Origin of the sequence: Terrabacter lapilli (genome assembly GCF_039531305.1) — a bacterium.
GTDB lineage: Bacteria > Actinomycetota > Actinomycetes > Actinomycetales > Dermatophilaceae > Terrabacter > Terrabacter lapilli.
Genome location: NZ_BAAAPU010000008.1, coordinates 116,900 through 140,314, shown reverse-complemented (window position 1 = coordinate 140,314; position 23,415 = coordinate 116,900). Strand labels below are relative to the sequence as shown.

Annotated in this window: 21 protein-coding genes and 1 pseudogene; 10 read left to right on the top strand and 12 right to left on the bottom strand. The window is 72.2% G+C overall.

The annotated features are described in order from the left end of the window. Nucleotides 1–129 precede the first annotated feature (129 nt). Together ABD241_RS14340 and icmF are read right to left on the bottom strand one after the other, a co-directional pair. The gene (locus tag ABD241_RS14340; protein WP_344063927.1) at nt 130–894 is read right to left on the bottom strand and encodes a helical backbone metal receptor; all 765 of its coding nucleotides are present in this window, start codon (nt 892–894) and stop codon (nt 130–132) included. Between the two features lie 82 nt (nt 895–976). Next, nucleotides 977–4,246 carry a fused isobutyryl-CoA mutase/GTPase IcmF gene (gene icmF / locus ABD241_RS14335; RefSeq protein WP_344063925.1) on the bottom strand — a complete coding sequence of 1,090 codons (3,270 nt, stop codon included), beginning with the start codon at nt 4,244–4,246 and terminating at the stop codon, nt 977–979. Between the two features lie 61 nt (nt 4,247–4,307). On the opposite strand from icmF, the gene ABD241_RS14330 reads away from it, so the two are divergent. Next, complete coding sequence (locus ABD241_RS14330) at nt 4,308–4,874, top strand: MarR family winged helix-turn-helix transcriptional regulator (RefSeq protein WP_344063922.1); 567 nt, start codon at nt 4,308–4,310, stop codon at nt 4,872–4,874. 60 nt (nt 4,875–4,934) lie between these two features. Beyond that, nucleotides 4,935–6,206: an AGE family epimerase/isomerase gene (locus ABD241_RS14325; protein WP_344063919.1), complete on the top strand. Its 1,272-nt coding sequence runs from the start codon at nt 4,935–4,937 to the stop codon at nt 6,204–6,206. On the opposite strand, the gene ABD241_RS14320 is transcribed toward ABD241_RS14325, so the two are convergent. From ABD241_RS14320 to ABD241_RS14305, 4 genes are all read right to left on the bottom strand, one after another. Then, on the bottom strand, nt 6,196–7,443 hold the full coding sequence (locus ABD241_RS14320) for a D-arabinono-1,4-lactone oxidase (protein WP_344063916.1): 1,248 nt from the start codon (nt 7,441–7,443) through the stop codon (nt 6,196–6,198). The genes ABD241_RS14325 and ABD241_RS14320 overlap by 11 nt on opposite strands. Before the next feature lie 69 nt (nt 7,444–7,512). Beyond that, nucleotides 7,513–7,836, bottom strand: coding sequence for a hypothetical protein (locus ABD241_RS14315; protein WP_344063913.1), 324 nt, complete (start codon nt 7,834–7,836; stop codon nt 7,513–7,515). A gap of 167 nt (nt 7,837–8,003) precedes the next feature. After that, nucleotides 8,004–8,327: a hypothetical protein gene (locus ABD241_RS14310; protein WP_344063910.1), complete on the bottom strand. Its 324-nt coding sequence runs from the start codon at nt 8,325–8,327 to the stop codon at nt 8,004–8,006. 106 nt (nt 8,328–8,433) lie between these two features. Further along, on the bottom strand, nt 8,434–8,625 hold the full coding sequence (locus ABD241_RS14305) for a hypothetical protein (protein WP_344063907.1): 192 nt from the start codon (nt 8,623–8,625) through the stop codon (nt 8,434–8,436). A gap of 76 nt (nt 8,626–8,701) precedes the next feature. Here ABD241_RS14305 and ABD241_RS14300 point away from each other — a divergent pair, with 76 nt between their 5' ends. The 4 genes from ABD241_RS14300 to ABD241_RS14285 all read left to right on the top strand — a co-directional run bounded on the left by ABD241_RS14300 (nt 8,702) and on the right by ABD241_RS14285 (nt 14,886). After that, nucleotides 8,702–9,235 (top strand): MarR family winged helix-turn-helix transcriptional regulator, encoded by a 534-nt coding sequence (locus ABD241_RS14300; RefSeq protein ID WP_344063904.1) that lies wholly within the window; start codon nt 8,702–8,704, stop codon nt 9,233–9,235. A gap of 119 nt (nt 9,236–9,354) precedes the next feature. After that, entirely contained in the window at nt 9,355–12,750 is a 3,396-nt protein-coding gene (gene lysX / locus ABD241_RS14295; RefSeq protein WP_344063901.1) for a bifunctional lysylphosphatidylglycerol synthetase/lysine--tRNA ligase LysX, read from the top strand. Beyond that, nucleotides 12,741–13,856: an alpha/beta hydrolase gene (locus ABD241_RS14290; protein WP_344063898.1), complete on the top strand. Its 1,116-nt coding sequence runs from the start codon at nt 12,741–12,743 to the stop codon at nt 13,854–13,856. Before lysX ends, ABD241_RS14290 begins: the two co-directional genes overlap by 10 nt. Nucleotides 13,857–13,965: 109 nt before the next feature. Further along, nucleotides 13,966–14,886: an SGNH/GDSL hydrolase family protein gene (locus ABD241_RS14285; protein ID WP_344063894.1), complete on the top strand. Its 921-nt coding sequence runs from the start codon at nt 13,966–13,968 to the stop codon at nt 14,884–14,886. A gap of 13 nt (nt 14,887–14,899) precedes the next feature. Here ABD241_RS14285 and ABD241_RS14280 read toward each other — a convergent pair whose 3' ends face one another. Continuing rightward, nucleotides 14,900–15,514, bottom strand: a complete 615-nt coding sequence (locus ABD241_RS14280) for a flavodoxin family protein (RefSeq protein ID WP_425580786.1) — start codon at nt 15,512–15,514, stop codon at nt 14,900–14,902. A gap of 194 nt (nt 15,515–15,708) precedes the next feature. Between ABD241_RS14280 and ABD241_RS14275 the strand changes: the two genes are divergently transcribed. Further along, a complete protein-coding gene (locus ABD241_RS14275; protein WP_344063891.1) occupies nt 15,709–17,391 on the top strand; it encodes an alpha-amylase family protein in 1,683 nt (560 codons plus the stop codon). Between the two features lie 20 nt (nt 17,392–17,411). Here the strand turns inward: ABD241_RS14275 and ABD241_RS14270 are convergent, their stop codons facing one another. Further along, a complete protein-coding gene (locus ABD241_RS14270) occupies nt 17,412–17,816 on the bottom strand; it encodes a VOC family protein (RefSeq protein ID WP_344063888.1) in 405 nt (134 codons plus the stop codon). After that, nucleotides 17,813–18,881 (bottom strand): annotated as a pseudogene (locus ABD241_RS14265) (SDR family NAD(P)-dependent oxidoreductase). The gene ABD241_RS14270 and the pseudogene ABD241_RS14265 overlap by 4 nt, the downstream one beginning before the upstream one ends. A 50-nt stretch (nt 18,882–18,931) precedes the next feature. On the opposite strand from ABD241_RS14265, the gene ABD241_RS14260 reads away from it, so the two are divergent. Together ABD241_RS14260 and ABD241_RS14255 are read left to right on the top strand one after the other, a co-directional pair. Then, nucleotides 18,932–20,113, top strand: a complete 1,182-nt coding sequence (locus ABD241_RS14260; RefSeq protein ID WP_344063885.1) for a zinc-dependent alcohol dehydrogenase — start codon at nt 18,932–18,934, stop codon at nt 20,111–20,113. A gap of 63 nt (nt 20,114–20,176) precedes the next feature. After that, on the top strand, nt 20,177–20,548 hold the full coding sequence (locus ABD241_RS14255; RefSeq protein ID WP_344063882.1) for a hypothetical protein: 372 nt from the start codon (nt 20,177–20,179) through the stop codon (nt 20,546–20,548). A gap of 28 nt (nt 20,549–20,576) precedes the next feature. Here ABD241_RS14255 and ABD241_RS14250 read toward each other — a convergent pair whose 3' ends face one another. The 3 genes from ABD241_RS14250 to ABD241_RS14240 form a co-directional block, all read right to left on the bottom strand. Beyond that, complete coding sequence (locus ABD241_RS14250) at nt 20,577–21,248, bottom strand: UdgX family uracil-DNA binding protein (RefSeq protein ID WP_344063879.1); 672 nt, start codon at nt 21,246–21,248, stop codon at nt 20,577–20,579. A gap of 3 nt (nt 21,249–21,251) precedes the next feature. Beyond that, nucleotides 21,252–21,953, bottom strand: a complete 702-nt coding sequence (locus ABD241_RS14245) for a DUF6766 family protein (protein ID WP_344063877.1) — start codon at nt 21,951–21,953, stop codon at nt 21,252–21,254. Between the two features lie 81 nt (nt 21,954–22,034). Continuing rightward, the gene (locus tag ABD241_RS14240; protein ID WP_344063875.1) at nt 22,035–22,439 is read right to left on the bottom strand and encodes a hypothetical protein; all 405 of its coding nucleotides are present in this window, start codon (nt 22,437–22,439) and stop codon (nt 22,035–22,037) included. Between the two features lie 165 nt (nt 22,440–22,604). Between ABD241_RS14240 and ABD241_RS14235 the strand changes: the two genes are divergently transcribed. Then, entirely contained in the window at nt 22,605–23,408 is an 804-nt protein-coding gene (locus ABD241_RS14235; protein WP_344063873.1) for a sigma-70 family RNA polymerase sigma factor, read from the top strand. Nucleotides 23,409–23,415: the final 7 nt, after the last annotated feature.

Here is a 23,415-nt window from a genome sequence, read left to right as displayed (position 1 = left end):
GGTCCACAACGTCGAGGGGCCAGCTTTGGCCGGGTCCACAACGTCGAGGGGCCAGCTTTGGCCGGGTCCACGACGTCGAGAGGCCGGCTCTGGCCGGGGCGGGATCGTCGAGAGGCCCGACGCTGCCCGTCAGCCGGTAACCGCGGCGGAGAGTGCTGCGCGGGCGCCGACGAGCGACGGGCCGTACCACGTGAGGAGCCGGCCGCTCACGAGCGCCGTGCGGGCGCGGGTGAAGGCCTCCGGGCCGTCCTCGGGGCCGAAGACGTAGGGCTCGTCGGGGAGCAGGACCACAACCCCGTCGCGGTCGAGGTCGGCCAGCTCGACGTGCGGGTAGCGCTCCGACGAGCCGGCCAGGACGTTGCGCCAGCCGAGCCGCGCCACGACGTCGCCGGTGAAGGTGTCACGCCCGACGGCCATCCACGGGTCACGCCAGATCGCCACGGCGACATGGATGCTTGGCTCCGGCACCGGGCCACCCCACTCCGCCCGCGCGGACTCCAGCCATCCCGGAGTACCCAGCCGGAGGACCTCGGCGAACAGCCGCTCGAGCGAGTCGAGAGCAGCGGGCACCGTCTCGATGTCGGTCACCCAGACGGGTATGCCGCCGGCTCGCAGACGCCTGACGTCGAGCTCGCGGTTCTCCTCCTTGTTCGCGACGACGAGGTCGGGCTCCAGCGCCCGGATCGCGGCGAGGTCGGGGTTCTTCGTGCCCCGAACCCGTTGCACCTCAAGGTCGCTCGGATGCGTGCACCAGTCCGTCGCCCCGACCAGCCGTTCCGGACACGTGTCCGCCAGCGCCTCGGTGATCGACGGCACCAGCGACACGACGCGGCGAGGGGCGCTCGGGAAGGACACGGCATGCGCCAGGTCGTCAGCGAGCGTTACGGGCGGCAAGACTTGGCCTCTCGAGTGCGCACAGGCGACAACATGTGGCCTTTCGACGGTTGAGAGGCGACAAGACGTGGCCTCTCGACGTTCAGACGTTGCGGCGGTACTGGCCGCCGACCTCGAAGAAGGCCTCGGTGACCTGCTGCAGCGAGCACACCCGCGCCGCCCGCATGAGCACGTCGAAGACGTTGCCGCCCTCGATCGCCACCGCCTTGAGCTCCTCGAGGGCCGCCTTGGCCTCGACCTCGTGGGCTGCCCTGAAGGCGCGCACCCGCGAGAGCTGGCTCTGCTTCTCCTCCTCGGTGCCGCGCGCGAGGACGACCTTGCGCGGCGTCTCGCCCTCGTGGGGGTTGCGGAAGGTGTTGACGCCGATGATCGGCAGGCTGCCGTCGTGCTTGCGGTGCTCGTAGAGCATCGACTCGTCCTGGATGCGACCGCGCTGGTAGCCGGTCTCCATGGCGCCGAGCACGCCGCCGCGCTCGGTGATGCGGTCGAACTCCTTGAGCACCGCGGCCTCGACGAGGTCGGTCAGCTCGTCGATGACGAAGGACCCCTGCAGCGGGTTCTCGTTCATCGCCAGGCCCCACTCGCGGTTGATGATGAGCTGGATCGCGAGGGCCCGACGCACCGACTCCTCCGACGGCGTCGTGACGGCCTCGTCGAAAGCGTTGGTGTGCAGGGAGTTCGCGTTGTCGTAGATCGCGATGAGCGCCTGCAGCGTGGTGCGGATGTCGTTGAAGTCCATCTCCTGCGCGTGCAGGCTCCGGCCCGACGTCTGCACGTGGTACTTCAGCTTCTGGGACCGCTCCCCCGCGCCGTACTTCTCCTTCATCGCGACCGCCCAGATGCGGCGGGCGACGCGACCGAGGACGGAGTACTCGGGGTCCATGCCGTTGCTGAAGAAGAAGGACAGGTTGGGCGCGAAGTCGTCGACCGCCATGCCGCGCGCGAGGTAGCTCTCGACGTAGGTGAAGCCGTTGGCGAGCGTGAACGCGAGCTGGCTGATGGGGTTGGCCCCGGCCTCGGCGATGTGGTAGCCGGAGATCGACACGGAGTAGAAGTTGCGCACCGAGTGCTCGATGAACCACTCCTGGATGTCGGCCATCATCTTCAGGCTGAACTCGGTGCTGAAGATGCACGTGTTCTGGCCCTGGTCCTCCTTGAGGATGTCGGCCTGCACCGTGCCCCGCACGTTGGCGAGGGCGTATGCCGTCAGCTCGGCCCGCTCGTCGTCGGTGGGCTCCCTGCCCTCCCGCGCCGTGAAGGCGTCGACCTGCTGGTCGATGGCGGTGTTGAGGAAGAAGGCGAGGATCGTCGGCGCGGGTCCGTTGATCGTCATCGACACCGACGTGGTCGGCGACACGAGGTCGAAACCGTCGTAGAGCGCCTTCATGTCGTCGAGCGTCGCGATGGAGACGCCGGAGGTGCCCACCTTGCCGTAGACGTCGGGCCGCGGGTCGGGGTCGCGGCCGTAGAGCGTGACCGAGTCGAAGGCCGTCGACAGGCGCGTGGCCGGCTGTCCCTCGGAGAGCAGCTTGAAGCGGCGGTTGGTGCGGAAGGGGTCGCCTTCGCCGGCGAACATGCGGGCCGGGTCCTCACCCTCGCGCTTGAACGGGAAGACCCCCGCCGTGAACGGGTAGTAGCCGGGGAGGTTCTCGCGGCGCAGGAAGCTGACGAGCTCACCGTGGTCGCGGTAGCGGGGCAGTGCCACCCGAGGGATCTTGTTGCCGGACAACGACTCTCGCGTGAGGACGTTGCGGATCTCCTTGTCGCGGATGCGCACGACCTGCTCGTCGCCGGAGTAGGACTCGACGACGGAGGGCCAGGTCGTGAGAGCCCGGGAGACCTCGGCCGGCAGGTCGGTCCGGGCCTCATCGAGCAGCGCCTCGACGGCGTCGACGGCGCTGCCGGCGCTCCCGACCTCGTCGGCTGCGGCGGCGGCCGCCAGCTCCTCGCGCACGGACTCGAGCCGTTGCACGCGACTGGCCGCGGCGGCATACCGCTCGGTGGCCTCGTGGTAGCCGCGGACGGTGTCGCTGATCTCGGAGAGGTAGCGAACGCGCGAGGCGGGGACGATGGTCGCGATGCGCGTCGACTGCTTGGTGGCGACGCGTGGCAGCACACCCTCCTCGACGGGCATCCCCTTGTCGGAGAGGAGCTTTCGCAGCTCCTGGTAGAGGGCGGTCACGCCGTCGTCGTTGAAGGTCGCGGCCGAGGTGCCGAAGACCGGCATGTCGCCGGGGCCCTTGCCGAAGGCCTCGCGGTTGCGCACCATCTGGCGCCCGACGTCGCGCAGGGCGTCCTCGGCGCCGCGGCGCTCGAACTTGTTGATCGCCACCACGTCGGCCCGGTCGAGCATGTCGATCTTCTCGAGCTGGCTGCTCGCGCCGAACTCGGGCGTCATGACGTAGAGGGACACGTCGGCGTAGTCGACGATCGCGGCGTCGCCCTGGCCGATCCCGGGTGTCTCGAGGATGACGAGGTCGTAGCCTGCCGCCCTGACGACGGAGAGCACGTCGTCGAGGTGCGTCGGGACCTGGGAGCCGCCGCGCGTGGCGAGGCTGCGGAAGTAGACGCGGTCACCGTCGAGCGAGCTCATCCGGATGCGGTCGCCGAGCAGGGCGCCGCCGCCGCGGCTGCGGGTCGGGTCGACGGCGAGCACGGCGACGCGCAGCTTGTCCTGCTGGTCGAGGCGCAGGCGGCGGATGAGCTCGTCGGTGAGGCTCGACTTGCCCGAGCCGCCGGTGCCGGTGATGCCGAGCACGGGCACCTGGCGACGGGAGGCAGCCTGGCGGATGCCGCCGAGGGTCGCCTCGTCGAGGTCGCCCTCCTGGGCGCCCGTGATGGCGCGGGCCACGGCCGTGCGGTCTCCGGCGAGGAGCGCCTCTAGCGAGGGCGCCCCGATGTCCCACGGGTCGAAGTCGCAGTCGGCGATGACGGTGTTGACCATCCCCGCGAGACCGAGCCGCTGGCCGTCCTCGGGGCTGAAGATCGTGACCCCGGACTCGCGCAGCCGCGCGATCTCCTCGGGGACGATGACCCCGCCGCCGCCACCGACGACGCGGATGTGCCCGGCGCCGTTCTCCCTGAGCAGCTGCACGAGGTACTCGAAGTACTCGACGTGCCCGCCCTGGTAGGAGCTGACGGCGACACCCTGCACGTCCTCCTCGATCGCCGCGTCGACGACCTCCTGGACCGAGCGGTTGTGCCCGAGGTGGATGACCTCCGCCCCCTGCGTCTGCATGATCCGCCGCATGATGTTGATCGACGCGTCATGGCCGTCGAAGAGGCTGCTGGCCGTGACGAGACGGACATGGTGGGAGGGCCGGTGGTGCTCGCGCTGCGCTGCGTCGGACATGCGAAAATACTAGGACTTCCGAATAATGGACGTCAACGCGTTGCGCTCGTAGGATGACCGCATGACTGCGGGAACGAGCGCCCCGGCCAACGACGCCGGCCCCATCGGCAGCCCTGCGGGGAGCGGCGTCGGCTCCGGGCTCGGCTTCGATCCCATCGCCCGCGCCCGCGAGCAGTGGAGGGAGCAGGGCTGGGACGCCGCTGCCGACGGCATGGCGGCCATCACCTCGCTCATGCGCGCCCACCAGATCGTGCTGGCCCGCGTCGAGGCGACGCTCAAGCCCCTCGGGGTGACCTTCGCGCGCTACGAGGTGCTCATGCTCCTGTGGTTCAGCAAGCGGGGGTCGTTGCCGATGAAGGTCATCGGCTCGCGCCTGCAGGTGCACCCCACGAGCGTCACCAACGCCGTCGACCGCCTGGAGGACGCCGGGCTCGTCACGCGCTCGACGCACCCGGAGGACCGCCGCGCGATGCTCGTGGCGCTCACGCCGGCAGGCCGGGAGCTGGCCGAGCGCGCCACCAAGGCCCTCAACAGCGAGGTGTTCGAGCAGCCCGACCTCGGCCGCACGGACGTGCGCTCCCTCGTCGACGTGCTGACGCGGCTGCGCCGCAGCGCCGGCGACTTCTGACCGGCCGGACAGGTCCTGCCCAGCCGCCCGCCAGGGGCGAGGAATCGGCACACTGGAGGCGTGGCCGACCCGATCTCCGTCCCCCAGCGACCGCTCGACGAGCGGCAGCACCTCGTGCAGCTCGCCCGTGGACGGCGCCAGCTCCGCGCTCTCGTCGGCCGGGCCCGGCGTCCCGAGGGCGGGTTCGGGTGGCTCTCCGACGACGGGCACCTGGTGTCCGGACGCGGTGTCGACCTGTGGGTCTCGGCGCGGATGACCCATGTCGCGGCACTCGGCGTGCTCGAGGGCGACGAGGCGTGCGTCCGCCTCGTCGACCACGGCATCGCCGCCCTGCTGCCCGGCGGCCTGCTCCACGACCCGGAGCAGGACGGGTGGTTCGCCTCGGTGCACCCCGACGGCACGCCGGACGTGGCCGACAAGCGCGCCTACGAGCACGCCTTCGTCATCCTCGCCGCCTCGAGCGCGGTGGCCGCCCACCGCCCGGACGCCGACACCCTCCTCGACGAGGCGCTTCAGGTCTTCGAGCAGGGCTTCTGGCGCGAGTCGGACGGCCTCGCCGCCGACGTGTGGGACCGCACCTGGACGACGCTGGAGGACTACCGGGGCGCCAACGCCAACATGCACTGCGTGGAGGCGCTGCTCGCCGCCTGGGACGTCACGCGGGACCCCCGCTGGCTCGGCCACGCGCTGCGCATCGTCGAGCGGCTGGTCCACGGCGTCGCCCGGGGGTGGGCCTACCGCCTGCCCGAGCACTTCACCGCGGACTGGCAGCCGCGGCCGGACTACAACCGCGACCGACCGGCCGACCCCTTCCGTCCCTTCGGCGTCACCCCCGGCCACCTGCTGGAGTGGGCTCGCCTGTGCCTGCACCTGCGCCACGCGCTCGGCGCCGAGGCGCCCGCCTGGTTGCTCGACGACGCCAGGTCCCTCTTCGACGTCGGCGCGCACGAGGGCTGGGACGTCGACGGCCACGAGGGCTTCGTCTACACCACGGACTTCGACGGTCGCCCCGTCGTGCGCGACCGGCTGCACTGGGTCGTGGCCGAGGCCCTCTGCGCCGCCCGCACGTTGCAGCTCGCCACCGGGGACCCGACGTATGCCGCGTGGTACGACCGCTGGTGGCAGCACGCCCGCGACCGCTTCGTCGACGAGGACGGCTCGTGGCGCCACGAGCTGGCACCGGACCTCTCGCCGTCGAGCACGGTGTGGTCGGGGCGCCCCGACGTCTACCACGCGTACCAGGCCTCGCTCGTCGGAGCGCTCGGACAGCTCACCTCGTTCGCCGGCGCCCTCCGGGAGGGCAAGCCTTCGGCGCCGGACGTCAGCCGATGACGCGCTGCAGGAAGGCGTTGTCGAAGACGCGGTCGGGGTCCACCCGGTCGCGCAGCGCGCGGAAGTCGCCCATCCGCGGGTAGAGGCGCTCCAGCCGGTCACGGGTCGCCACGAAGCACTTGCCCCAGTGCGGACGGGCGCCGAGCGGCAGGAGCGCTTCCTCGAGCGCCGGCAGGACGGCATACACCCGCTCTGGGTCGCGGACCCACGTGAAGTGGGCGCCGACGACGTCCTCGCCGTACGCGCTGCTGAGCCAGTGCTCGTCGGCCGCCACCGTGCGCAGCTCGCTCACCTGGAGCAGCGGCGCGAGACGGTCGCCCAGGCGCCTGAGGCGCTCGACGGCCTCGAGCGCGTGGCGCCGCGGGAGGAGGTACTCGCTCTGGAGCTCCTCGCCGCGGCTGGGGGTGAAGCCCATCCGGAAGTGCGGCAGGCGGTCGAGCCACGGGCCGGGCACGCCTCGCTGCGGGGTCACCGCTTCGACGTCACCACCCTCGAGCATGTGCACCGTCGTGGTGGCCTGCCCCGCCCCGCAGAGCTCGTCGGGCACCCGGCCGTCCCGGCTCTTGACCCAGAGCTGCTCGACGCGGTCGGCCCAGCGGGTGAAGAGGCTGACGCTGTGGGCGCTCGACAGCACCCCGTCCAGGTCGTGTGCGACGGCGTCCCAGGTGAGCCCGGTGTAGACGGCCTGGCGCACGTCGTACGTCGGCTCGACGTCCAGGGTCACCGAGGTGACGACGCCGAGCGCCCCCAGCGAGACCACGCTGCCGTGGAAGTCGGCGTCGCCGCGGCGCACCGTGCGCAGCTCGCCGTCGGCACCCACGACCTCGAGTGCGGCGACGGCCGTGGCCAGGGAACCGTTGCGGACCCCCGAACCGTGCGTGGCCGTCGCGACGGCACCGGCCACCGAGATGTGGGGCAGGGAGGCGAGGTTGCCCAACGCCCAGCCCTGCTCCTGCAGCCGCGCACCGACGTGGCCGTATGCCGCCCACCCGCTCACGCGTGCCGTGCAGGTCGCCGGGTCGACCTCTACCGCCGCAGGCAGGTCGGCGAGCGAGACGAGGACGCCGTCGTCGGTGTCGGTGATGTCGGTGAGATCGGTGAAGCTGTGCCGCGACCCGAGTGCGCGAACGCGGCTCGCAGCGGCGACGACCTCCTGGAGGTGCTCGACCGAGTGCACCCGCTCGATGCGGGCACGGTAGGTGTGGGTGCCCGCCCAGTTCGTCTCCGCGCCCGCCATGCTGCTCAGTCTGCCGGGCGCGGCGCGCCTGCCGGCCGGCCGGCCCAGGTAGAGCCAGGCGGACGACCCTCAGTGGCGCCGCAGGTGACGGGGCTCCTCGTGCAGCTCGGGGTGGAGGTCCTCGGGCAGCTCGGGCTCGGCGCCCTCACCCGGGCGCGCCACGCCCCATCCGTCGGCACAGATGGTGTCGACCGGCGGGTTGCCCACCAGGTGCGAGCGCTCGGCGCCCTCCGGGTGGTCACGACGCCGCTGCTCGGTGTCGGGGATGTGGGGGTTGAGCGACTCGTTGGAGTCGTTGCCGCGCCACCGGTGTCGCGGGGCCACCACGAGGAGCCCGACGCCGAAGATGCCCACCACCAGCAACATGACGACCAGTCCGATGCGATCACCCATGACGCCACCTCCAGGGGTCCGATCCCCCGTCACTGCCGAGAGTACTCCGGGGCGGGAGGAAGCGGACCAGGACGAGAAGACGCCGGATCAGGCCCGGTGGGCGTCGGCTGAGCCAGGTGGCTCAGGCGGTGGCTCCGGTCGTGCCGCAGGACGTGTCTCAGGTGGTGTCAGGTCGTGTCGGGAGAGTGGCCCACGTCGTTCGGCGGGGCGCGCAGCGGGTCGCGGGCGTCGGGCGTCCAGCCACCTGCTCCGGCGCCTGCCACGGCACTGCCCTCGCCCGTCGCGTCGAGGACGTCCATGGGCGGGTTGCCCACCAGCCGGTCGGGATCCGGGGGTGGGACGGGGCCACCGTCCTCCGCCTCGACCTGCGGGTTGAGGGTCTCGTGCTCCACGTCGTTCTTGGTGCGTCGCCGCGGGATCATCACCCACAGGATGCTGCAGAGCACGATCACGACGGCCAGCATGACGAAAAGCCCTACGCGGTCACCCATGTCTCTCCCTTCGTCGCTGTTCCCCCGGGACGTACCCACATCACCCCGGGCGACGCGCGGCGGGGACGAAGAGGTCGAGAAGATGTCGGCGGACGGCGACCGCGGCTCAGCTGCGGTCGGAGGGCGACGCGGCCCTGGCGCGTGCGACGCGTGCCGCCCGCTCCCGCTTCAGGCGCGCCTTCGGGTCGTTGCCCTCGCCCAGCTGTGCGGGCCCGAAGAGGGTCAACCCGACCATCCGGATGCGGTAGCCGATGCGGTAGCCGATGGACAGCCCGCTCTTGGTCCTCGAACTCGACACGAGGGCTCCTCCGTTTTGTTAGTGCACGAACTGTTAGTGTACATCCGTCGTGACGCCGACCATGAAGGAGGACGAGATGCCCAGGGACAGCGGCGCGAGCGAAACCCCCGTGGACGCCCCACTGCTCTCCCACGACGGCGCGTCCGCACGCGAGCAGGCTGCCGAGGCCCTGTCTCCCGACGACCTGCTCAAGCTCGACCAGCAGGTGTGCTTCGCCCTCGCCGTCGCGACCCGCAACGTCATCGCGCTCTACCGGCCGATCCTCGAGCCGCTGGGACTGACGCACCCCCAGTACCTCGTCATGCTCGCCCTGTGGGAGCGGTCGCCGCTCACGCTGACGGAGGTGGGGCGCCTGCTCAGCCTCGAGCCGGCCACCCTCTCCCCGCTGGTCAAGCGCCTGGAGACCGCCGGGCTGGTGCACCGTCAGCGCCACCCCGACGACGACCGCGCGCTCGCCATCACCCTCACCGACCGGGGCCGCCGGCTGCGAGAGCGCGCCCTCGAGGTGCCACCACAGGTCGTGGAACGTCTCGGCGTCCCCGTGTCGGACCTGCAGGCGCTGCACGCCGCGCTCACCCGGGTCATCACCGCGACCACACCTCGAGGCTGACCGCCTCGGCAGCCACCGTCGCCACTGCCCCACGGCTGGGAGAAGGCTGCGCGACGGCTGGGAGCACCCATGCAGCGAACCTGCAGCGAGCATCCAGCGGCAGGGTGGAACCTGTGAACATGGCCACCTCATCGTCGCGAGCGCCGGCGTCCCACCGGCCGGCGCGCCTGCTCACGGCGCTCTACGCCCTTGCCACGGTCACCGCCCTCGTCCTGACCCTCGTCAGCCGCCGTCAGCTGCACCCGCTCCTTCCCGAGGGGCTCTTCGGGCTGCTCAACATCCCGGTGGCTCCGACGTTCGTCTCGGTGGTCGTCCTCGCCCTCGCCACGCGGGGCCTGCTCGGGCGCAAGCGGGTGGGGCTGTGGTTCGTGGCGGCCTTCCAGGTCTTCGGCATCTACGTCGGGTTGATGGCCCTCGTCCCGTCGGCTCGCGTGCCGCTGACGTACATGTGGGAGAGTCGCGGCGGCCTCGGTCGAGAGCTCGACGTCATCTCGATGCTCGTCGCGGCGCTGGCCCTGTGGTGGCTCTGGCGCATCCGGGACGAGTTCACGGGTCGTCTGCAGCGCGGCTCCTGGGGCCTGTCGCTCGCCGCCCTGCTCGGCGGCTCCGCCGTCACCCTCGCCGTCGCCTGGTTGCTCAGCGGGGCGGTGGGCGCCCCGCGCTCGCAGGTCGACCCGCTCGTCGACACGGTCCTCGAGGTCTTCGGCGGCTTCAGCCCACGCGCCGCGCTGCTCGTTCCGCCGTGGGTGGTGGACGTCGTCGCCGTCTGCGCCGGCCTGACCATCCTGGCGGCCGTCACGCTCTTCCTCGCCTCCGCGCGCCCCCGCAGCCGTTGGTCCGCCGACCGCGAGGTGGCGCTGCGCGGGCTGCTGGCGCAGCACGGGTCCGACGACTCACTGGGCTACTTCGCCACCCGTCGCGACAAGGGCTCGCTCTTCTCGCCGGACGGCCGCGCGGCGATCACCTACCGCGTCCTAGCCGGCGTGTCGCTGGCTTCCGGCGACCCCGTCGGGCACCCGGACAGCTGGCAGCCGGCGATCGAGGCCTGGCGCTCGGAGGCACGCGAGTTCGGGTGGGTCCCGGCCGTCCTCGGCGCGAGCGAGCGCGGTGCGCGCGCTTACGCCGCAGCGAGCGGCATGCGGGTGCTCCTCCTGGGCGACGAGGCGATCCTCGACCCCCGACGGTTCGACCTGCGCCGCACCTCACTGACCCCCCTGCGCCGGGCCGTCGCACACGCGACCCGAGCGGGCGTCACCGTGCAGGTGCGCCGACAGCGAGAGCTGCGCCCCGAGGAGCTCGCCGAGATCACCGACAGGGCGGAGGCCTGGCGCGGCGACGAGACCGACCGTGGGTTCTCGATGGCGCTGAACCGAGCCGGCGACCCCGCCGACGGCGAGATCCTCCACGTGCTGGCCCACACGTCCGACGGCTCCCTCGTCGGGCTCCTGTCACTGGTCCCCTGGGGGCGCTCGGGCGTCTCCCTGGACGTCATGCGTCGCTCGCCCGAGGCGCCCAACGGCGTCACCGAGCTGATGGTGACCGAGCTGCTGACGCGCGCCCCCGAGCTGGGGCTCTCGCGCGTGTCGCTCAACTTCTGCATGTTCCGGGCGGTCTTCGAGGACGCCGAGCGGATCGGCTCCGGATCGTTGACGCGGGTGAGCGCCTCGGTGCTGGGGTTCTTCGACCGCTTCTGGCAGCTGGAGCGGCTGTACCGGTCCAACGAGAAGTACGAGCCCACGTGGCAGCCGCGCTTCCTCTGCTACGACGACGCCGTCTCCCTGCCGCAGGTCGCCGTCGCGGCCGGTGCGGCGGAGGGCTTCATCCCCTACCCCGCCCTCGGCCACGCCAAGGGGCACCTGGACGCCGAGCACCTGGCTCTCGCCGCGGAGGCGTCCACACCGGTCGTCGACGTGCAGGCCCTGGGCCCTCGCCGCACCGACCAGTTCCGCCACCGCGCGGCCACCCTCGACCGTATGCGTGAGGCGGGCCTCGAGGCCTACCCCGTGGGCGCTGCGAGCACGCCCACCACACCGATCGCGGACCTCCGGGTCCCCTCGGACGACGAGCCGACGGAGGCCGGCGCGGAGGCCGGCGCGGAGGCCGGCGCCCCGGGCGGACACGCGTCGGTCGTGGGCCGGGTGCGCGAGCTGCGCGACCACGGGGGCGTCCTCTTCGCGACCCTCGTGGACGGCCACGCGAAGGTGCAGGTGCTGCTCGACGCGGCCCGGCTGGGTCGACCGTGCCTCGACCGCTTCACGGCGTTCGTCGACATCGGCGACCTCGTGCGGGTCGAGGGCCCGATGGGCCGCTCCCGGTCCGGCACCCCGAGCCTGCTCGTGCACCAGTGGCGCATGGAGGCCAAGTCGCTGCACCCGGTTCCCTTCCGGGCCTTCGACGACCCGGCGGCTCGCGCCCGGAACCGCTCCACCGACCTGCTCGTGCACCCGGACGACGTGGAGCTGCTCCGGCGCCGGTCCGCGGTCGTGGCCTCGATCCGCCGGATCCTCACCGACGAGGGCTTCCTCGAGGTCGAGACCCCGATGCTGCACACCGTCCACGGGGGCGCGAGCGCGCGCCCCTTCCGCACCTTCAGCAACGCGTACGGCGTGGACCTCTCGCTGCGGATCGCGCCGGAGCTGCACCTCAAACGGCTGCTCGTGGCCGGACTCGGGCGGGTCTTCGAGCTCGGTCGCAACTTCCGCAACGAGGGCGCGGACTCCACGCACAACCCGGAGTTCACCTCCCTCGAGGTGTACCAGCCGCACGCGGACTACACCACGATGCGCCGCCTGACCGAGCGCCTGGTCCGCGAGGCCGCCCGGGCCGTGCACGGCCGTGAGGTCATGCCGCTGCCGACCGGAGTGGCGGGGCGGCCCCCGCAGCCCGGCACGGCGCAGGACGGCGCGGTCGAGCTCGTCGACATCAGTGGTGAGTGGCCGGTGGTGCCGGTGCTCGAGGCCGTCTCGGAGGCGGTGGGGCGCCCGGTGGACCTCGACACCGACATGGACGTGCTGCTCGAGCTCGCGTCGACGCACGGCATCGCGGTGCGGCCGGAGATGCGCGCCGGCGCCGTCATCGAGCAGCTCTACGCCGAGCTCGTCGAGCCGACGACGGTGCTGCCGACGTTCTACACCGACTTCCCGGTCGAGACCTCCCCCCTCACCCGCCAGCACCGCACGACCCCGGGGCTCGTCGAGCGCTGGGACCTCGTCGTGGCCGGGATGGAGCTCGGCACGGCATACAGCGAGCTGACCGACCCGATCGACCAGCGGGCGCGGCTCACCGAGCAGTCCCTGAAGGCGGCCGCCGGCGACCCGGAGGCGATGGAGGTCGACGAGGACTTCCTCCACGCGCTGGAGCTCGGCATGCCACCGAGCGGTGGCCTCGGCATCGGCGTGGACCGGCTCGTCATGCTGCTGACCAGCACCTCGATCCGGTCGGTGCTCACCTTCCCGTTCGTGCGCCCGGTGGCAGGCGCGCCCGCCCAGCGAGAGGCGAGCCCCGCATGGAGCTGACGGACACCGGCCTCGTCGTCCTGCTCGCGCTCCTGGCCGTCGCCGTCTTCGCCCTCATCGTGGCGGGCCTCCCCCGGCGCGGGCGACCGTCGGCGCGGATGGCCGTGCGCGCCGTCGAGGTGGTGGCCCTCAACGTGTTCGTCGTCGCCCTGGCGGGGGCGGCGCTCAACGACCAGTACCTCTTCTACTCGAGCTGGAGCGACCTCTTCGGCGCACGCGCGGACTCGGTCCGGGTGCACCAGGGCGGCACCACCCCGGACGCCGCATCGGCCCGGGTCGCCGGGCCGGGCCTGACGGGAGTCGGAGTCCCTGCCGTGATGCCGCCCCTGCCCCACCCGGGATCCCGGCTCCAGACGTACACCGTCGCCGCCCGTCGCACGAACGCCGGGGGCGAGGTCTGGGTCTACCTCCCTGCGGGCTACGACCCGCGCTCGAACCGGACCTACCCGGTGATCGTCGCGCTCGCCGCCTTCCCGAGCGGACCGCAGCGGCTCCAGCACCTCGATGTCCTCGGCACGGTCGACACCCTGACGGCCCAGCACCGGCTGGCACCCTCGATCGTGGTGGTTCCCCGCGTCGACACGCCGTCGAGCCTCGACACCGAGTGCCTCGACGCCGCGCCGGGCGGGCCCCAGACCGACACGTGGCTCTCCCACGACCTGCCCGCGTGGACCACCCGGCACTTCCACGTCCGGCCCACCCGGCTCGCCTGGGCCGCCCTCGGCTACTCCGACGGCGGCTGGTGTGCGGCGTCGGTCACGATGCGCCACCCGGACGTGTTCGGGGCGGCCATCGTCCTCATGGGCTACTTCCGGCCCGACTTCAGCGCCACGTACGATTCTCCGAGCAGTGCCGCGGAGCGTGCACGGGACCTCGTCGCCCTCGCGCGAACCGCACCGCCACCCGTCTCGATGTGGGTGCTCACCTCCCGGGAGGACTCGTTGTCGTACCCCTCCAGCGCCAAGCTGCTCAGCGTCGCGCGGCCCCCGCTCGACGTCACCGGGACGGTGCTGGCCCACGGCGCCCACGGTGACGAGGTGTCCGCCCGGTACGTCCTCGCCGCCCTCTCGTGGCTGGCGCAGACCCTGCCGGGCTTCCGTGGCTGAGGGCAGGGGGCGTAGGCCGCAGGGCCGGCAGCCGCAGGGCGGCGCCCGACCGGGAGCGCGCCGTGCGAACCGGCGGCCGGTGCCCGCGGGCGGGCCGCGCCCGAAGCACGTGCTCGCCGCCGTCCTCGGCCTCGTCGTCCTCGCGGCGCTGGGCATCAGCGGCGTGGTGCCCGGGCTCGGCCCTGCGACCGTGTCCGCCGGCGCCGGCACGACGGCGTCCACCGACGCCGCTTCGGGGCCGTCGAGGTCCCCGGCACCGCCGCCCGCGTCGTCAGGGCCCTCGAGCCCCGGCTCGACACGGTCGACGACGACGTCCGTGCCGTCCGGCCCCCTGACGCTCGTGGGTCTCGGTGACTCCGTGCCCTCGGCGGAGACCTGCAACTGCACGGGCTACGTCGAGCAGGTCGGCAGCCGGCTACAACAGCTGACCCATCGCCCGTGGACCGTCCACAACGACGCCCAAGGGGGATGGACCACGGCCGACGTCGAGAACGACGTCAACGCCTCGCCGACCCGCGACCACCTGGCCAGCGCCGACCTCGTCGTCATCGAGGTCGGTGCCAACGACTTCGACCTCGACCGGGTCGACGACCAGGGCTGCTTCCCGGCAGCCGGGTCCGCGTGCTGGGCCTCGACCGTGGCCGGGGTCCGGGACGGCCTGACCCGGATCATCGCGGCCATCCACCGGGTCGACCAGCGACCCGACCTGCGGATCGCACTGCTCGGCTACTGGAACGTGACCCGCGACGGCGCCGTGGGCCAGGCCCTCGGCGAAGCCTTCGTCAACGGCAGTGACTCGCTCACCCGGCTGGTGAACGACGCGGTGCAGCAGGTGGCCGGGTCCACCGGCGCCGTCTACGTCGACGCCTACAGCCCGCTCAAGGGCCCGGACGGCTCGCGCGACCCCACCGCCGACCTGCTCGACGACGGCGACCACCCCAACGCGATCGGGCACTCCCTGCTGGCCGGGGCCGTCCTGGACCAGCTCGGGTCCGCCGGAGCCCTGGCCGCTTGGCAGGCGTCCCCCTGACGGCCCCTCGCCCTCAGCCCTCCTCGGACGGAGGGTAGGGGCTGCCTGCGAGCAACCCCGCGAGGTGGGCGGCGTTGGCCGCAAGCGTACGCGTCGTGCTCGCCACGGTGTCGGGTGTCGAGTCGAGGTCCTTGTAGTCGGTGCCGTGCATGGCCTCGCCGTTCCAGTACGTCACCCCGCCGGCCGGGATCGTGAACCCGACGTCGTTCAGCGACTGGAAGAGGATCGCGCTGATGTGGTGGGCCCCGTCCTCGTTGCCCACGACCACGGCCACCGCCACCTTGCCGTAGGTCTGCAGCCGCCCCTCGTCGTCCTTCTCGGAGAGCTCGGCGTCGAGCCGCTCGAGGACGCGCTGGCACACGCTGCTGTGCTGGCCGACCCAGGTGGGCGTGGCCAGGACGAGGATGTCGCTGTCGATGACCTGCCGGCGGATGGAGGGCCAGGCGTCGCCGTCGCCCATGTCGAGCTCCACACCCGGGCGCACGTCGTGGTCGACGACCCGGACCATGGACCCGGACACCCCGTGCTCGGCCAGGGCGTCGAGCACCTGCTGGGCCAGCAGCTGCGTGCTCGACTCGGCCGGTGAGGGGCTGAGGGTGCAGTTGAGGGCGAGGGCGGTCAGGGGCACGGTTCCTCCAGGTCGTCGAGCGTCGCTTCCACGTCGGTCCGGCTGTCCATACCCGATGAGGGACGACCGACGGGTGGGTGTGCGGCAAGGGTCACCATTGACGCCGGTGTGCCGGTTGCGGTTGCGTGGCAGCGCATGAGCGCCATCGACCTGTCCTGCCCGGTCAGACACCAGGACCGGCTAGAGGTCTCGCCATGAGGATGAGCGACACTGGCGACGTCTGGTGGAAGAACGCCGTCGTCTACTGCGCCGACGTCCAGACCTTCCAGGACTCCGACGGGGACGGCATCGGTGACCTGCGCGGCATGACCGACCGGGTCGAGTACCTCGCCGACCTGGGGGTCACCTGCCTCTGGCTCATGCCCTTCTACCCGACCGCCCGCCAGGACGACGGCTACGACATCACGGACTTCTTCGGTGTGGACCCGCAGCTCGGCACGCTCGGCGACTTCGTCGAGCTCGTCCGCACCGCCCGGGCCCACGGCATCCGGGTCATCGTCGACTTCGTCATGAACCACACCTCCGACCAGCACCCGTGGTTCCGGTCGGCCCGGCGCAGCCGCGAGGACCCCTACCGCGACTACTACGTGTGGAGCCGCACCAGGCCGAGGTCCAGCAAGAAGGACGTCGTCTTCCCGGACGAGGAGGACAGCATCTGGCAGCGCGACGAGAAGACCGGCGACTACTACCTGCACCACTTCCTCAAGCACCAGCCCGACCTCAACGTCGCGAACCCCGCTGTGCAGGAGGAGATCGCGCGCACCCTCGGCTTCTGGCTGGAGCTGGGCGTCTCGGGGTTCCGGGTCGACGCCGTGCCCTTCCTCTTCGCCCGCGACGGGGTGCCGGGCGTGGACGACGACGAGGCGTTCAACCCCGACCGCTACCTCGGCGACGTCCGCTCGTTCGTCACCCGTCGCGTCGGCGACGCGGTGCTCCTCGGCGAGGTGAACCTGCCGTATCCCGAGCAGCGGCGCTTCTTCGGGGGCGACGACGGCGACGGCCTCAACATGCAGTTCGACTTCAACGCGATGCAGCGCTTCTACCTGTCGCTCGCACGCGGCGACGCCGGGCCGCTGGCCGAGGCGCTGCGCGAGCGGCCGTCCCTGGACGTGACCAGCCAGTGGGCGAACTTCGTGCGCAACCACGACGAGCTGACCCTCGACAAGCTGACGGACGAGGAGCGCCAGGAGGTCTTCGCGGCCTTCGGGCCCGACCCCGGGATGCAGCTCTACGGGCGTGGCCTACGACGCCGCCTGCCAACGATGGTCAGCGGCGACGAGCGGCGGGTGCGGCTCGCCTACTCCCTCGCCTTCTCGCTGCCCGGCACACCCGTGCTCTTCTACGGCGAGGAGATCGGCATGGGCGAGAACCTCGATGTCCCGGGACGGCTCGCCGTGCGCACTCCCATGCAGTGGACGGCGACCCCGAGCGGCGGATTCTCCTCCGCGCCACCTCGGCGACTGACACGGCCGGTGCCCGACGGGCTGTGGGGTCCGGAGCACGTCAACGTCGCGGCGCAGCGGCACGACCCCGGCTCCCTCTGGTGGTTCGTCAGGCACCTCGCGAGGCGCTACCGCCAGCTGCCGCAGAGCGGCTGGGGCACCGTCGAGGTCCTCGACCACCCGGTCGGCGCGGTCCTCGCGCACGTCAACCGGTGCGACGACTGGGCGATGCTCGCGGTGCACAACTTCGGCGAGGAGGGCGCCATCGTGCCGCTGGCCGTCGCCGACCTGCCCGAGGGCGCGCGGCTGGTCGACGTGCTGGCCGACCGGCCCGACGTGCTGCCGGGTCCAGACGGCGAGATCGAGCTGGCCCTCGACCCGTACGGTTTCCGCTGGCTCCTCGTCGTCCGGGAGGGTGAGACCCCGCCCCTCTGACTGCCCGTCCGGGTCGGCGCCTACCGCGAGGTGTCGAAGCCGATCCGGGGGTCGTCGACCGGGGCGCTCCCGTGGACGAGGCAGAACGGGTGGCCCACCGGGTCGAGGAAGACGCGGTAGCCGACCTCCGGTGACCCCGGCGCGCGCCGCGCACCGAGGGAGAGCGCCAGTGCCTCGACCGCGTCGACGTCGTCCACCCGGATGTCGAGGTGCATCTGCTGCGGCTGGTCGGGGTCCGGCCACGTGGGCGGCACCCACGGCTCCACGCGCTGGAACGCCAGCTCGCGCATACCCTCCTTCCGCCCGAGCACGACCCAGTCCGGGGCGTTCTCGAGGACCCGCAGGCGCAGCAGGCGCGCGTAGAAGGCCGCCAGGCCTCGGGGATCCGGGCAGTCGATGACGGGCTTCTCGAGCTCGGCCCTCACCTCGGCTCCGGACCGTCACCGGTCGCCTCGGCCGGGGGTCGCTGGCCCTGCAGTCGCCGCGCGGCACGGTCGCCGAGGGTGGCGAGCCGGTCGACGAGTGGCGAGGCCAGCCGGCGTCTCGCCTCGGCCCCCTCCACGGTGCGTGCTCCCTCGCGCGGAGGCGGCCCGGGCAGCAGCCGCGAGGCCAGGCCCATCAGCCGCGTGGTGGTCGTCGGCGCCAGCCCGCGGACCCGGATGCCCACCCAGGCCAGTGGCGTCAGCACCACCATCGTGCGACCGGCGAGCACCGCGTCGACGATGCGCCGGGCCGCGCGCTCGGCGTCGACGGACAGCAGCGGCAGCGAGGCCGCCGGAGCGAACCACGCGTACTCCGCCGGCGCGTCGCCGCCGAAGCGGGCATGCACGTGACCGCCGGTGCGCATCAGCCCGGGCACCACCGTCGTGGCAGTGACCCCCGTGCCGCTCAGGGCTGCGGCCAGCCCGTCGGAGAAGCCGACGGCCGCGAACTTCGCGGTGGCGTAGGGCAGCAGGTGCGGCGGGGACACCATGCCGCCGATCGAGGTGATGGTGCCGATCCGGCCGTGCCCGCGGCGACGCATGTGCGGCAGCGGTCAACGCCGCGTGGATGGGGCCCCACGCCATCGTGTCGATGGCGTCCTCGAAGTCGTGCAGCGCCAGCGACTCCGACGGGGCCGCCTGGATCACCCCGGCGACGGTCATGAGGACCTCGATGGGGCCGACGGTGTGCTCCACCTTGCCGACCAGCTCACCGACCTGGTGGCGGTCGCGGACGTCGCACGTCTCGATCGTGAGCGGGCCCAGGCCTTCGAGGGCTCCCCCGGCCTCGAGGAGCTCGTCCTCGTCCCGGGCCGCGAGGACCACGCGGTGCCCGCGTCGGAGCAGCTCCCCCGCGATGAGGAACCCGAGTCCGCGGGACCCACCGAGCACGAGCGCGACGGGACTGTCGGCGGCCGGGGCAGGGCCGTCGACCGCCGCCTCGGCCGCCGCCACGGACGACTCCGGGTCGTCGTGATCACGTGAGTCGGTGGCTTCGAGCGGGGCCATGCTGCCTCCTGCAGGTTTTTCGGCGGACAGGCGTGGGTACGAGCCCCGGCATGAAGGCTCTGACCTGGCACGGCATCGAGGACGTCCGTGTGACCGACGTACCCGACCCCGTCATCGCTCACACCACCGACGCCATCGTCCGCGTCACCTCCACCGCCATCTGCGGCTCCGACCTGCACCTCTACCGGGTGCTCGCTCCCTACCTGCAGCCGGGCGACGTGCTCGGCCACGAGTTCATGGGCGTCGTCGAGGAGGTCGGACCCGGAGTCGCGACCCTCGCAGTCGGCGACCGCGTCGTCGTGCCGTTCAACATCTCCTGCGGCCGGTGCTGGATGTGCCAGCGCGGCCTCTTCGCCCAGTGCGAGACGACCCAGAACACCGAGTCCGGCAAGGGGGCGAGCCTCTTCGGCTACACCAGCCTCTACGGGTCGGTGCCCGGCGGACAGGCCGAGTACGTCCGCGTGCCGCACGCGGACTTCGGTCCGATCGTCATCCCGGACGAGATGCCCGACGAGCGCTTCCTCTACCTCTCCGACATCCTCCCGACCGCCTGGCAGGCGGTCGAGTACGCCGACGTCAACGGCAACGACACCTTGGCCGTCCTGGGCCTCGGCCCGGTCGGGCAGCTCGCGGTGCGCTCGGCGCTGCACCGGGGCGTGGGGCGGGTCATCGGCGTCGACCTCGTGCCCGACCGCATCGAGCTGGCCCGCGCCCACGGCGCAGAGGTCATCGACGCCAGGGACACCGACGTGGCGCAGGCCCTGATCGACATGACCGACGGTCGTGGCCCCGACGCCGTCATCGACGCCGTCGGCATGGAGGCCCACGGAAACCCCGTGTCCGAGAAGGTGATCGGGGCAGCGAGCCGACTGCCGAAGCCGGTCGCCCGGGAGGCGATCGAGCGCTTCGGCATCGACCGCCTCGCCGCCCTGCACACCGCCGTCGCGGCCGTGCGCCGTGGCGGCACCCTCTCGATCAGCGGGGTCTACGGCGGCATGGCCGACCCCATGCCGATGATGGAGCTCTTCGACAAGGGCCTGACCATCCGCATGGGCCAGTGCCACGTGCGCCGGTGGAGCGACGAGCTGCTCGACATCGTCCGGGCCGACGACGACGTCCTCGGTCTCGAGGGCCTCGCCACCCACCACGCCCGGCTCGAGGAGGCCCCTGAGCTCTACCGCATCTTCCAGGAGAAGCAGGAGGAGTGCCTCAAGGTGGTCCTCAGGCCCTAGGAGGGGCGGCGCGCCCTGCACCCCGCCCCGCGGACACCACGACGACGACGAAGGAGACCACCCATGAGCGTCACGAGCTTCCAGGACCTCCCCCTCGCGGACCGCGACCGCCACTGGGACGGTGCGGCAGCGGAGAAGCGGGTCCGCACGTGGGCCGGTGCCACCGACGAGCCGAACGAGAGGTACCGCGACGCCCACGTCTGGTACGACGCGGACAACAAGACGAACTTCACGGCATACAAGCTCCTGGTCGCCGACGTGGTCGACGGGCACCTCGTGGCGGTGCCGCGCGGCGTCATGGCCGCCGCGGCCGTCATGCAGGGCTCGCGCGGCGGCGTCGACCTGCCCGACAAGGACCGCGACCGCGTGAAGAGCCACCTCGCGAAGTACTACGCGAAGATGGGCGAAGAGGCACCCTGGGAGCGCGACGACTGAGCGACCGCCGCGCCTCGGACACGCGTCCTCATGCCAGCAGCTGCCGCACCACGGCCAGGTCGGCCACGAGCGCGGCGAAGTCCGTGTCGCGCTGCCTCGACCTCAGCACCGCCGACGGGTGCGTGGTCGCCAGGAGCCACTGCGGCGGACGGGTGACCGCGAACCGGTCGGCCGGCCAGTCCAACCGGGCTCCTCGCGACGCGCCCACCCGGAAGGACGGGCCGAGCACGGCCTGGCCCGCCGTGGCCCCGAGCACGACGACGCCCACGGGGCTCACCGCCTCGAGCTCGCCCAGGAGCCACGGTTCGCAGGCGGCGACGTGCCACCGCGACGGCGACTTGTGGATCCGCTTGCCAGCCCCTCGCTCGTAACGGAAGTGCTTGACGACGTTGGTGCGGTAGGCCGGCACGTCAGCGAGCCCCGCGGCGGCGAGCGCGTCGTCGAGCAGCCGACCGGCAGGGCCGACGAAGGGCAGACCCTCGCGGTCCTCACGGTCGCCCGGCTGCTCACCGAGCAGCATGAGGCGCGCGCCTGCGGGCCCGTCCCCCATGACCGCCTGCGTGGCGTCCCGGTAGAGCTCGCACCCACGACACTCCTGGACCGCGGCCTTGAGGGCCGGCACCGTGGGGCGGGACGGCACCCAGGGCGCGGCACCCTCGTTCTCGGACGGCCCGCTGCTGGAGAAGCGCTCTCCACCCATGGGTCAGTCGTCCGAGGTCGTCACGTCGTGGGGCATGCCGACGGGCTTGGACTCGGGTGAGCCGCGCTCGCGCAGGTAGATCGCGAAGACGGCCATCGAGCCGATGGCGAGCATCTCCGACTGCCAGTTCTGCAGCGTGCGGGACCAGAAGTCCGGGCTCACGACGTAGTCGGCGAGGCCGACGGGATCGAGCCGGTCGCGCAGCCGCTGGTCGTTCTCGGCGACCCGGCCGGTGACGGCCTGGGCGAACCACGAGAGCAGGAAGACCACGGCCATGACGAGCACGAGAGAGTGCGAGTAGACGCTGCGCCGCCACCCCGAGCGCCTGGCCCAGGCGGGCGAGTCGCTGCGGGCGAACGGACCCACGAGCTGCTGCTCGTCGGACTGCCGCCCCTCCTCGCCGGCCTTCTTGGACTCGGACGAGCCCCGTTGGACGAGCCAGATGGTCAGGAGGATGTAGAGGGTGAACTGGAGGTACTCGGACTGCCAGTTCTCGAGGAGGTCGACGGCAAAGGAGGACGAGGTCACGTAGCGCAGGAACGAAAGCTGTTGCAGCCCATCGGTTCTCGCGGTCTCGTTGTACTCGGCCAGGCCCGAGACCGCCTGGCCGACGACGAAGGCCAGCAGCAGCAGGCCGAAGACGATCGTCAGGCTGTTGGTGCGCCAGAAGGAGCGCGCGCCGCCGGCGGGTCGGGTGGGCCTCATCGGCCGATCACCCCGACGGTGAAGGCCAGGGCGAAACCAGCCGCGATGACGAGGCAGTAGAGGACGAACATCGCCTTCACGTCAGCTCCCTTCGACGGCGCACCGGTAGGGCACCGCGTCGTCCGCGGACTCGCGTCTGCAGCCCGCGGCGGTCACGCGCCAGCCGGAGTCGAAGCGCGCGAGGAAGACCGCCTGGTCGGGCATCACGACCTGCGCCGAGTTGATCGCGACGGTCACGCTGCTGACCGTGCCGGCGCGGGGCGGCTGCGCGGCCTGCAGGCCCTTGGGACAGCTGCCTCCGTCGTCCTGCAGGTGCTGGGCGGTCTGCGGCGCGAGGAGGGCGCACGCGGCCGTCGGGTCGGACTGCGCCAGGGTCAGGAAGCGCTGCGCCACGGCGCTGGCCCCTGGCTCGTCGACGGACGAGCATCCTGCGAGACCGGCTGCGCCGAGCACGGCGAGGAGGGAAACCGGGAGAACAGGTCGCACGCCTGTCTTGTACCCGAGACAGCAGCGAGGGAAACCGGCGGCCGCCGAGTACCTGTCATTGCGCAATCGTCTGGATCGTGGCACTGTCGAAGTGTCTGAGCGGTCCAATCACAGCGCCGACTCTTTCGTCCGAACGATCGGAGATGAGTCATGGCGCCTCATTCTGTGCACCCTCGACTTTCCTTTGCCGAGCGCGACCACGAGACCGCGGAGCTGTTCGAGAAGCTGCAGCATTCCAGCTCCACCGAGGAGTCCGAGCAGGTCGTCGAGCACATCGTGCACCTCTACCTCGACCTCTGCACCACCATGGCCGGCCGCTACGAGGGCCGGGGCATCGAGCACGACGACCTCGTCCAGGTCGCCCGCCTCGCGCTCGTCAAGGCCGTCCGGCGCTACGAGCCGGGCCACGCGCCCTCCTTCGCGGCGTATGCCGTCCCCACCATCTCGGGCGAGCTCAAGCGCTGGTTCCGTGACCGCGGCTGGGTGGTCCGTCCGCCCCGGCGCCTGCAGGAGCTTCGGGTCAACCTCCAGTCGATCCGCGCCCAGCTCGAGCAGGAGCTCGGTGCCACGCCCAGCGACACCGAGCTCGCTGCCGCCGTCGGCGTCTCGGTCGAGGACGTGCGCGAGGTGGCCTCGGCAGCGACCGGCTTCCGCCCCCTCTCGCTCGACTGCAGCCCGGCGGACGACGAGCGGCCCGGCCTGTCTGCCTTCCTCGCCGCCGACGACGAGGAGATGGAGGCCGCCGACGACCGCGTCTGCCTGTCCGAGGCCCTCACCGAGCTGGACGACGACGAGCGGGAGCTGCTGCTCATGCGTTACGTCGAGGGCATGACCCAGCGTGAGATCGGCGAGGCACGCGGCGTCAGCCAGATGCAGGTCTCGCGGACGCTCCGGCGCATCACGGTGCGCCTGCACGACCAGCTCGTCGAGCACCGGGACATGGGCGAGCGGATGAGCACCGCGTCCTGAGCGAGGC

What these genes read in the sequence shown, in the direction of transcription:
- ABD241_RS14315 (WP_344063913.1), bottom strand. Translation starts at nt 7,836, where the DNA reads ATGGGTGATCGCATCGGACTGGTCGTCATGTTGCTGGTGGTGGGCATC.
- ABD241_RS14250 (WP_344063879.1), bottom strand. Translation starts at nt 21,248, where the DNA reads ATGGGTGGAGAGCGCTTCTCCAGCAGCGGGCCGTCCGAGAACGAGGGT.
- ABD241_RS14275 (WP_344063891.1), top strand. Translation starts at nt 15,709, where the DNA reads ATGAGGATGAGCGACACTGGCGACGTCTGGTGGAAGAACGCCGTCGTC.
- ABD241_RS14330 (WP_344063922.1), top strand. Translation starts at nt 4,308, where the DNA reads ATGACTGCGGGAACGAGCGCCCCGGCCAACGACGCCGGCCCCATCGGC.
- ABD241_RS14320 (WP_344063916.1), bottom strand. Translation starts at nt 7,443, where the DNA reads ATGGCGGGCGCGGAGACGAACTGGGCGGGCACCCACACCTACCGTGCC.
- lysX (WP_344063901.1), top strand. Translation starts at nt 9,355, where the DNA reads ATGGCCACCTCATCGTCGCGAGCGCCGGCGTCCCACCGGCCGGCGCGC.
- ABD241_RS14310 (WP_344063910.1), bottom strand. Translation starts at nt 8,327, where the DNA reads ATGGGTGACCGCGTAGGGCTTTTCGTCATGCTGGCCGTCGTGATCGTG.
- ABD241_RS14290 (WP_344063898.1), top strand. Translation starts at nt 12,741, where the DNA reads ATGGAGCTGACGGACACCGGCCTCGTCGTCCTGCTCGCGCTCCTGGCC.
- ABD241_RS14260 (WP_344063885.1), top strand. Translation starts at nt 18,932, where the DNA reads ATGAAGGCTCTGACCTGGCACGGCATCGAGGACGTCCGTGTGACCGAC.
- icmF (WP_344063925.1), bottom strand. Translation starts at nt 4,246, where the DNA reads ATGTCCGACGCAGCGCAGCGCGAGCACCACCGGCCCTCCCACCATGTC.
- ABD241_RS14245 (WP_344063877.1), bottom strand. Translation starts at nt 21,953, where the DNA reads ATGAGGCCCACCCGACCCGCCGGCGGCGCGCGCTCCTTCTGGCGCACC.
- ABD241_RS14300 (WP_344063904.1), top strand. Translation starts at nt 8,702, where the DNA reads ATGCCCAGGGACAGCGGCGCGAGCGAAACCCCCGTGGACGCCCCACTG.
- ABD241_RS14255 (WP_344063882.1), top strand. Translation starts at nt 20,177, where the DNA reads ATGAGCGTCACGAGCTTCCAGGACCTCCCCCTCGCGGACCGCGACCGC.